Below are 10,642 nucleotides of genomic sequence, written 5' to 3' on the forward strand. Positions count from 1 at the left end.
TTTTGCCCTTTCAGGGCATATTGAACATATATCAAACAAAACGTCCCAACGGGACAAAACAAATTAACATGGGGCAACGCCCTATGAATACAGTGGAACAACATCATAAAAATCGCCCTGAAAGGGCTACACAAACTAACATAAGGCATCGCCTTATGAAGACACTCAAAAAACAAAACCACCATGAACCCACTATTATTAACCGATGGCTACAAAGTTGACCATCGCCGCCAATACCCCGAAGGCACAAGTTTGGTCTATTCTAATTGGACTCCTCGAAAATCTCGCATCGAGGGCATTAAAGAAGTTGTTTTCTTTGGTCTTCAATATTTTCTCAAAAAATATGTCATCGAAGACTTCAACACCTATTTCTTCAAACAACCAAAAGAAGAGGTAGTAAAGAAATATGCACGTAGAATCAATAATTATTTAGGGGAAAATCAAGTTGGTACAAAACATATCGAAGACCTTCACGATTTAGGTTATATTCCGATGGTTTTCAAGGCATTACCCGAAGGTGTAAGCGTACCTACACGAGTGCCAATGTTTACGATGTATAATACCAAACCAGAGTTTTTCTGGCTAACAAATTATTTCGAGACATTACTTTCAGCCATTATCTGGATGCCTTGTACATCGGCCTCCATTGCCCGACAATACAGAAAAGTTTTAGATAAATATGCTACCGAGACTTCTTCAATTCCAACATTTGTCGATTGGCAAGGACATGATTTTTCTATGCGTGGCATGGCTGGCATTGAAGCAGCCGTTACCTCAGCAGCAGGACATTTATTGAGTTTTACAGGTACGGATACTATTCCAGCCATTGATTTTCTGGAAGAATACTACAATGCCAATGCAGAAACGGAATTGATAGGTGGCTCTGTTGCCGCTACCGAACACTCTGTTATGTGCATGGGAACAACCGAAGGCGAGTACGAAACCTTCAAACGCCTCATTTGTGAAGTTTATCCCAAAGGCATTGTATCTATCGTTTCTGATACTTGGGATTTATGGAAAGTATTAACCGAATATTTACCCAAACTCAAAAACGAAATAATAGGTAGAGATGGAAAAGTAGTGATTCGCCCTGATAGTGGTAATCCAGTTGATATAATCTGCGGTAATCCGAACGGCAAAACCGAAAAAGAACAAAAGGGAGTAATTGAATTGTTATGGGAAGTATTCGGAGGAAAAATCAACGAAAAAGGGTTTAAGGAGTTAGCCCCACAAATTGGTGCAATCTATGGAGATAGTATCACGATTGAGCGAGCTACTCAAATCTGTGAGCGACTCAAACAAAAAGGTTTTGCCTCTACCAATATCGTTTTGGGAATTGGCTCTTACACCTATCAGTACAATACCCGTGATACTTTCGGTTTTGCGATGAAAGCCACTTATGGCGAAGTCAATGATGAAGGCCGTGAGATTTTCAAAGACCCAATTACTGACGATGGTACTAAGAAATCGGCCAAAGGTTTAATGAAAATTGTATTAGAAAATGGCCAATACAAGCTAAAAGACCAAGTTTCGTGGGAAGAAGAAAAACAAGGTGAGCTGCAAGAAGTATTTAGAGATGGAAAACTTTTGATTGATCATTCGTTATCCGAAATCAGAAAACGTATCAAATAAAAAATTTAAGTTTTTCAACGGTTACTTTCATCAATCGAAAGGGTCTAATGAGTAATTTTTTTTAGACCCTTTTTGAAACAATGAGAAAATTCAGCTTTCTGCTCCTCGTTTTATTGATGTCCAATACTATGATTTTTGCCCAAGAAATACCATCAAAATGTTGTAAAGATTCAAACTTAAAAAAATCTAACAACTGTGCTAAAATAAAAAAACGATTGAGAATAAAACACCAAAAGACAATCACGATTATCAATTTAGCCGAGTATTATTTTCGAACTCTTACATGTTAAACCTCGAAAATAAAACCTTTATCCAACAATTTATTATAGATATTTTCATCAAAGCGGTAAAGAGCTGCTGCCCGATGTGAAACATCTTTTTGGCGTTCTTTTGTATCTACCAAAAGATTCATCTTCAAAAACTTTTTTCTAAAGTTCGACTTATCTAACTTTTGGTTTAAAATGGCCTCATAAAGTTCAAGTAGTTGTAATAATGTAAACTTTGGCGGCAATAAATTAAAACCAATTGGCTCGTGTTGGATTTTATGACGTAAAAATTGGAAACAGCTTTCAAAGATTTTATGGTGGTCAAAAGCTATCGTAGGTAACTCTTGTACTTTAAACCATTGTACATCTGCTTCAGTAGGCCCAGCATGAAGCTCAAAATTCTCGATATTGACAAGTGCATAATAAGCTATTGTAATTACTCGCCGACCTGGAAAACGATCTAGATCTCCAAAGGTTTTAAACTGTTCAAGGTAAATATTTTCTACAGCCGTTTGTGAGGAAAGGATTCGAGTAGCAGCTTCATCGATGCTCTCATTGTATCTAATCCAACTTCCGGGTAATGCCCATTGTCCAAGCGTAGGCCCAATACCATGTTTTACCAGCAAAACATAGAGTTGAGTTTCTTTGAAGCCAAATATAACGCAGTCAATCGAGAGTGCGTCAATAATATCATCAGAGTATTGCAATTTTAATATATCTTTTATTAGGATAATAACGCAATTTAACACAAAAAAATCAACGTATATACACAATTACCTACAAAATTTAATTTTTCTAGAACTAGTTAAATAAAGTAAAACTTTATTTAGTCCAACACAAAACAACAATACTACTATTCAAAAACTCATATTTTGCATTTTTTAAATAATTTCTTTAACAATACTTTGCAAATACAAAAAAGCCCCGTATACTTGTGGTCAAATTAACCACAAGCAGCTTTTACTTATGGTTAATAGTACCATAACAATCGAAATTTTATGGTACAACTACTTAAAAACAATATAAATAAACCTCAATCAAATTTTTAAACAAAACAAAATGAAACAATTTTACCAAAAAACATTTGGGAAAATCCTAGTCACTTCATTGATGATTTTCTCGGTTTCGGTTGTTTTTGCCCAACGTAAAGTTTCGGGAAAAGTAACTGATTCAGCAAATGGAGACGCACTTCCAGGTGCATCAATTACAGTAAAAGGAACTTCGACTGGAGCAACGGCTGATGGAACGGGTAATTATTCTATCAGTGTACCAAACTCCGCAACACTTGTTGTTTCTTTCTTGGGTTATGCTCAAAAAGAAATTACGGTAGGAAATCAATCAACCATCAACATTTCTCTCGACCCAGATGCACAATCTTTGCAAGAGGTAGTTGTTACCGGTTATCAGCAGCTTCGCAAACGTGATATCACTGGTGCGGTTACAGTTGTTGAGGCAGAAGGCTTGAAATCAATCAAATCAAGCTCATTTACTCAAAACTTAGCTGGTAGAGCTGCCGGGGTAACAATCTCGTCATCTGGTTCACCTGGCGATGCGACTAACGTACGTGTACGTGGTATTGGATCATTTACAAGTAACGACCCTCTTTATGTAATTGATGGTGTGCCTGTACAAGACCAATATCAAAACACAATCAACCCTGATGATATCGAGTCGATTCAGGTATTGAAAGATGCTTCTACTGCTTCAATTTATGGTTCACGTGCATCGAATGGTGTAATCGTAATCACTACAAAAAGAGGTAAAGCAGGAAAAACTAAAGTTTCATACAATGGTGCTTTTGGCTTAGTGAATCCTGTAAAAGGATATGATGATATCTTGAATACAAGTTCATCATACTATGCAGAAGCAATGAAACGTAAATTCAGCACTGATGCAAGCAATACTCCATGGTATGCAAAAGACCCTAACAATTTGCCACAATATATTCATACAAGCGACCCAACACTTTGGGACCCAGCGAAATATGACATCCTAAACAACCAAGTTTCTGAAACTAATAAAGTAGGTACTAACTGGTGGGATGAAATGACTCGTACGGCACAAATGCACGACCATAGCCTTAATTTATCGGGTGGTAATGAGTCGGCAACATTCAGTATTTCGGGTAGTTATTTGAAGCAAGAAGGTATCTTGAACTTTACTGATTTTAATCGTGGTACTATTCGTGCAAACTCGGCTTTCAAAATCTCTAAAAAATTGAGATTAGGCGAAAACATGATGTATTCGGCAAACTGGGGTGTTGGTATTGGTTCTGTTGGTGGAAGCAATAACGAACAAGGGGTTTTAGGTAACCTTTTGAAAGCAACACCGATTGTACCTTTATACGATATCAAAGGAAATCCAGGAGGTCACCTTACTGCTCAAACTGGTAACTTTACAAACCCAACACAAGTATTGATTAACAATAAAGATAATACTAACAAGTATAATCGTTTCTTGGGTAATTTTTATGCTGAGTATGATATAATTGATGGCTTAACTTTACGCACAAGCTTTGGTGCTGACTTCGGTAATGGCTGGAACCGTAGATTTACGTACCCAGAGCCTTACCGTGTTGAAGGTAATAAAACTCAAAACTCATTCAACGAAGGCTGGAACCAAACTTTCACTTGGACTTGGACAAATACTGCTGCTTACAACAAAAGATTTGGCATACATGGCTTGAATTTATTAGTTGGACAAGAAGCAATTGCAAACAAAAACCGCAATATCAACGGAAACCTTGCAAACTTCTTCACAATGAATGTTAACTCATTCTATTTACAAACAGCTCTTGCAGACCCAGGTTCACGTCAGGTTAACTCAGGTGGTGGAGAAAGTAAATTGGCTTCTTATTTCGGTAAAGCCGATTATTCATTCGATGATAAATACTTGATTTCAGCAACAATCCGTCGTGACGGTTCTTCAAGATTCTTATCTGATGTACGCTATGGTATCTTCCCTGCGGTTTCATTAGGTTGGAGACTTTCACAAGAATCTTTCATGAAAGACCTTACTTGGTTGACAGATTTGAAAGTTCGTGCCTCTTACGGAGAAGTTGGAAACCAAAATATTCGTAACTACAACTTCGCCGATATTTACGGTGGTTCGGTTGGTGGAACATTCTACGATATCAACGGTTCAAATGGAGGTGTTGCTACTGGTTATTCACTCACAACACGTGGTAATGCTGCAACTAAATGGGAAACTGCAAAAACTCAAAACTTTGGTTTAGATGCAGCATTCTTAAACAACTCATTAACTCTCGTATTAGATGTTTACAAGCGTAATACTGACAATCTCTTGTATAACCCAGCGTTGCCAGGTACAGCAGGTGCAGCAGCACCACCATTCGTAAACGTTGGCTCGATGGTAAACACAGGTTTCGATTTGGCTATTGGCTATCGTAAAAATGTGAACAAAGATTTGAGTTTCAATACAAGCTTAAACTTGTCGCACTATAAAAACGAAATCAAGAAAATTGCTGATAACTCAGACGAATTCTTCCCATCTGATAACCTAACAGAACGTTTACCACAATCGAATGGTACATTTATCAATAAAGTTGGTTATCCGATTTCATCATTCAGAGGCTTTATCGTAGAAGGTTTAATTACTTCAGAAGCTGAAAAAGCTAAACAATTGGCAGGTTCATTTGTTGGCGGTTTGAAATTTAAAGATGTAAATGGCGATGGACAAATCAATGACAGTGACCTTGCTATCATTGGTAATCCTCATCCGAAATTAACTGCTGGTTGGAATATCGGAGCAAACTACAAAAACTTCGATGTGACTGCATTCTTCTTTGGTTCTTATGGTAATAAAATCTTTAATGCAACCAAAATCCAAACTTACTTCATGAACTTTAACTCAAACGTAATGAAAGGTATATTGGAAATTGAAGGAACCGGTAACAACCCTAAAATCAATGGTTTAGATGCCGCAAGCCGTAGTGCTTCTACCTTCTACGTTGAAGATGGTTCATACACTCGTTTGGCTAACCTCCAAATCGGTTATAGAATTCCTAAAACAATTGCAGATAAATTGAAATTCTCTTCTGCTCGTGTTTATTTACAAGGCCAAAACTTATTTACAATTACTAAATATTCAGGTGCTGACCCTGCCGTGTCGAATGCAAACATTGGTAACGCAGGTAACGTAAATGACCTTCGTACAGGTTATGACAACGGTAACTATCCGTCGAATAAAATCATGTCAGTTGGAGTAAATCTTGAATTTTAATTAAAAAAGTTTAGAAAAAAATGAAAAATATTTTAAAAATATCTATTGTAGTAGCTGCATTAGCAAGTGCAGTTGTTGCTTGTAAGGATTCATTTCTTGATACGCCACCGCAAGCGGCGTTATCTAACTCTACACTTGCTTCGAGTAAGAATGGAGTAAATGCCACGTTGATTGCAGCTTACAAAAGCTTAATTGGCTGGACAGGTAACTGGAACGAAAATGCGTGGGGAACTGCTCCTTCAAACTGGACTTTCAACGTAGCAGCCGATGATGCTCACAAAGGTTCGGAGCCTGGTGATGGTGACGATATTCTTACATTCCAGTTGTACCAATGGACACCAGCAAATGCTCAGATTCGTTCTAAGTGGGTTGCTACTTACGAAGGTGTAGTTAGAGCAAATTCAGCAATCAACACAGGAAAAGAATTCTTGAAAAACAATCCTGGTGATAAAACATTTGCTGACGAGGTAATTGGTGAAGCTACTTTCTTGAGAGCTTATTATCATTTTGAAGCATATAAAGTTTGGAAAAACGTTCCGTACTACTACGAAACAGATACCGATTTCCAAAAACCAAATGACCAACCAGTTTTACCACTTATCATTAAAGATTTAGATGCAGCCATTGCTTTGCTTCCTGCAAATAAAACGGCAAAAGGTCGTGTTGATAAAACTGTTGCAACGGCATTTTTAGGTAAAGTAAAACTTTATAACAAAGATTATACTGGTGCATTAGCAGCTTTCAATACTGTAATTAGCAGCGGAAAATACAGCTTAGCTGATTGCTTCTATGATAACTTTAGTGTTGCAGGTGACAACAACAGTGAATCTCTTTTCGCAGTACAAACATCAGTAAACGATGGTGATGGCGATGGCCAAAACTCAAACTTTGGTGAGCGTTTAGCCATGCCTCATGGTTCAAGCCCTTATGGATGTTGTGGATTTAAAAACCCTACTTATGACCTTGCTTGGGCATATAAAGTAGATGCCAATGGTTTACCAATTTCTACAGAAGGTGCAACTTTGAAAAGAATCGAAGCTGGTGCATCTGATGTACTTGACCCTCGTATCGACTGGACAATGGGTAGAACTGATGTACCTTACCTAGACTGGGGTGTACAAAAAAATGACTGGATTCGTGGTTCGGGTTATGCAGGCTGGTATTCACCTAAGAAAAACGCACACGCTAAAAACGATGCTTCATTGTCAGGTTCGTGGGCTGGTGCTCAACTTTCAAACCTTAACGTTGAATTATTGAGATATTCGGATGTATTGTTGATGGCAGCAGAATGCGAAGTTGAAGTTGGTGATTTAAACAAAGCTCGTGCTTATGTAAATCAAATTCGTAAACGTGCAGGAAACTGTGCTCAAGGTAAATCAGCGATTGCTGTGCCAATCAATTCGCCAGAAATCACATGGGCTAAATATAAAGTTGGCGAATACACAGCTGCGTGGACGAATAAAGATGCTGCTCGCGAGGCAGTTCGTACTGAAAGAAGATTAGAGTTGGCATTAGAAGGACACCGTATCTTTGATCTTCAAAGATGGGGTACTTTGCCAACGGTAATTAAGAGCTATTTATCAAGAGAGAGCAAATTGGTTTCAGTTTTAACCACTGCTCTCCAACCATCGGATAAAAACGTAGCATATCCTTTACCGTCAACTGAAATTGACCGTTCAGGTGGTAAGCTTAAGCAAAATTCTGGGTTTTAAATTAAAGTAGATTAATTAGATTAAAATTGATTAAGGCCAAAATGGGGTGGGAGTTTTTCCCGCCCTAATTTTATTTAATTTCGAGTTTGCTTTTAAAGATTGGTTTTTGGGTTATTTTTACCTTAAAAATCAAAATAGTAAGATTGATTACCCAATGAAATACAAACTATTGCTCGCATACTGCATATTATCACTGTTTTCTTGTAAGAAAAGCCCCCAACCTCTTACAAGCGAGGTGTCGGCTTTTGAATTATTAAGCAGTGAAACAACAGGTATAACATTTGAAAATAAGGTTGAAGACCAAGAAAACTTTAATATCCTCTCCTACCGAAATTATTATAACGGTGGCGGCGTGGCAATTGGCGATATAAATAACGATGGTTTCAACGATGTTTATTTTACGGCCAACATGACCGACAACAAACTGTATCTCAATAAAGGAAACCGCAACGGCGAACCACTACAATTTGAAGACATTACCAAAAAAGCAGGCGTAGCAGGAAAAAAATCGTGGTGTACGGGGGTGACGATGGCTGATGTAAACGCCGATGGATACTTAGATATTTATGTGTGCTACTCTGGCGATGCTACCAAAGAAAATAAAGAAAACGAACTTTTTATCAATAATAAAGACAATACATTTACGGAAAGAGCCAAAGAATTTGGCCTGAACGATAATGGACTTTCAACACACGCTGCGTTTTTCGATTATGATTTAGATGGTGATTTAGATTGCTACGTGCTAAACAATAGCTACAAAGACCCCGAAAAGATTTCAATAACGAGTCGTGAAATATTTGACCCAACCGCCGAAGGTGGCGACCGTTTCTATAAAAACAACAACGGAAAGTTTGTAAACATAACCCAAGAAGCAGGTATTTTTTCATCAAATATTGGATTTGGACTTGGAATTTCGGTTGGCGATGTAAATGGAGATTTTTACCCTGACATTTATGTCTCAAATGACTTTTGGGAACGTGACTATTTATACATTAATCAGAAAAATGGCACTTTTAAAGAGAATCTTACTCAAGCGATGAGTTATACTTCGTTGGCGAGTATGGGTTCGGATATTGCCGATTTAAACAACGATGGGCATCTTGATATTTTTAGTACCGACATGCTTCCGCCCGATAATCAACGATTGAAAGCTGCCACAAAATTTGATGACTATTATCTGTTCGATTTCAGATTTCGTAATAGCTATTACTATCAATACGTTCAAAATTGCTTGCAGGTCAATCAGGGAGATGGAACTTTCAACGAAACGGCCAATTTTTCAGGAGTTGCCGCCACTGACTGGTCGTGGGGAGCCTTGATTTTTGACATGAATCTCGATGGCAAAAAAGACCTTTTTGTAAGCAATGGCGTTTACCACGATATAACAGACTCTGACTTTGTTGATTTCATTGCCGATAAAGAGCAAATAAAGAAAGTTGTTGAGCAAAAAGGTAAATACGATTTTCGAGATTTTGTAAAATTTTTACCACATAACCAACGCAAAAACTACGCTTACCTCAATCAAGGTGGAGGTTCGGCTATGACTTTCGTCAATGTAGCCGAACAACTCAACCTCAACCAAGAATCTTACAGTAACGGCTCTGCTTATGGCGATTTGGATAACGACGGAGACTTAGACTTGGTTGTCAATAACGTAAATATGCCTGCATTTGTTTACCAAAGCACCGCAGCCGATGACAAGAAAAATAACTTCGTTAAGTTTAATTTTAAAGGAAGCACCACCAACGCCTTTGGAATTGGTGCAAGTGTTTGGTTATACCAAAAAGGAGAGATGCAGATGGCACAAAACCTTACATCAAGAGGTTTTGAAAGTTCGGTAGCACCTAATTTGGTCTTTGGTTTAGGCAAAAACCCAGCAATTGACTCGATTAGAGTTGTATGGGCCGATTTACAGACCGAATTAATTTTAAATCCAAAAGCAAATCAAACAATTACCTTAGATTATTCAAAAGCAAAACAAAAATATACACCCCGTACGCGTAACCCACTACCAACTTTTGCAGAAAACAGTTCAAGTATCCTAACAAATGCTATCCACGTAGAAAACAACTACGTTGATTATGACTCCGACCGCCTCATGCCGCATGTACTTTCGACCGAAGGACCGAAACTCATCAAAGGTGATGTAAATGGCGATGGAAAAGAAGATTTTATCATGCAAGGAGCTAAAGACATGCCTGATAAACTCTTCTTAAATTTAGGAGAAAAGTTTGTTGAAAGCCAACAAGCTGCCTTTGAATCCATGAAAAAAACAGAAAGTATTTCGGGAGCATTATTCGATGCCGATGGCGATAAAGATTTAGATTATTTGGTGGGCTTGGGCGGCAACGAATACCGTGATGGCGTAAATGGCTTTAAAGCAATCTATTATGAAAATGATGGAAAAGGCACTTTTTCATTACAACTTAACTCACCTTTTCAAATAGCAGGCCAATTAGGTTGTATCAAACCATCTGATTTTGACCAAGACGGAGACGTTGACCTATTTATTGGCGGTAAAGCCGTCCCGGGTGGCTATGGGCTTACGCCAAGAAGTTTTTTACTACGTAATGATGGCGGTGGTGCTTGGTTCGATATAACTTCTGAGTTTACTGGCCCAATCGGAATGATTACTGATGCTGTTTGGACAGACCTCAACAAAGACCAAATGCCCGATTTAATTGTGGTCGGAGAATGGATGCCTGTGTTGGTCTATTTAAATGAAAAGGGCGATTTCAAACAACCAGTGGCAATTCCGAATAGTGAGGGTTGGTGGAATACAATTGAAGC

At 38.1% G+C, this 10,642-nt stretch carries 5 protein-coding genes; 4 read left to right on the forward strand and 1 reads right to left on the reverse strand.

The annotated features are described in order from the left end of the window. The first annotated feature begins 183 nt into the window (after positions 1-183). Positions 184-1,632: a nicotinate phosphoribosyltransferase gene (locus ACOVO2_RS23485; RefSeq protein WP_421772310.1), complete on the forward strand. Its 1,449-nt coding sequence runs from the start codon at positions 184-186 to the stop codon at positions 1,630-1,632. Positions 1,633-1,918: 286 nt separating this feature from the next. Here the strand turns inward: ACOVO2_RS23485 and ACOVO2_RS23490 are convergent, their stop codons facing one another. Next, positions 1,919-2,671 (reverse strand): NUDIX hydrolase, encoded by a 753-nt coding sequence (locus ACOVO2_RS23490; RefSeq protein WP_421772311.1) that lies wholly within the window; start codon positions 2,669-2,671, stop codon positions 1,919-1,921. A gap of 286 nt (positions 2,672-2,957) precedes the next feature. On the opposite strand from ACOVO2_RS23490, the gene ACOVO2_RS23495 reads away from it, so the two are divergent. The 3 genes from ACOVO2_RS23495 to ACOVO2_RS23505 all read left to right on the forward strand — a co-directional run. Continuing rightward, positions 2,958-6,140: a SusC/RagA family TonB-linked outer membrane protein gene (locus tag ACOVO2_RS23495; protein WP_421772312.1), complete on the forward strand. Its 3,183-nt coding sequence runs from the start codon at positions 2,958-2,960 to the stop codon at positions 6,138-6,140. 20 nt (positions 6,141-6,160) lie between these two features. After that, positions 6,161-7,852 (forward strand): RagB/SusD family nutrient uptake outer membrane protein, encoded by a 1,692-nt coding sequence (locus tag ACOVO2_RS23500; protein ID WP_421772313.1) that lies wholly within the window; start codon positions 6,161-6,163, stop codon positions 7,850-7,852. A 154-nt stretch (positions 7,853-8,006) separates the two neighbouring features. Next, positions 8,007-10,642 (forward strand): VCBS repeat-containing protein (locus ACOVO2_RS23505; protein ID WP_421772314.1); only part of this gene is annotated, 2,636 nt, incomplete at its 3' end.

It is taken from the genome of Emticicia sp. (assembly GCF_049241225.1).
Lineage (GTDB): Bacteria > Bacteroidota > Bacteroidia > Cytophagales > Spirosomataceae > Emticicia.

What these genes read in the sequence shown, in the direction of transcription:
- ACOVO2_RS23485 (WP_421772310.1), top strand. Translation starts at nt 184, where the DNA reads ATGAACCCACTATTATTAACCGATGGCTACAAAGTTGACCATCGCCGC.
- ACOVO2_RS23495 (WP_421772312.1), top strand. Translation starts at nt 2,958, where the DNA reads ATGAAACAATTTTACCAAAAAACATTTGGGAAAATCCTAGTCACTTCA.
- ACOVO2_RS23500 (WP_421772313.1), top strand. Translation starts at nt 6,161, where the DNA reads ATGAAAAATATTTTAAAAATATCTATTGTAGTAGCTGCATTAGCAAGT.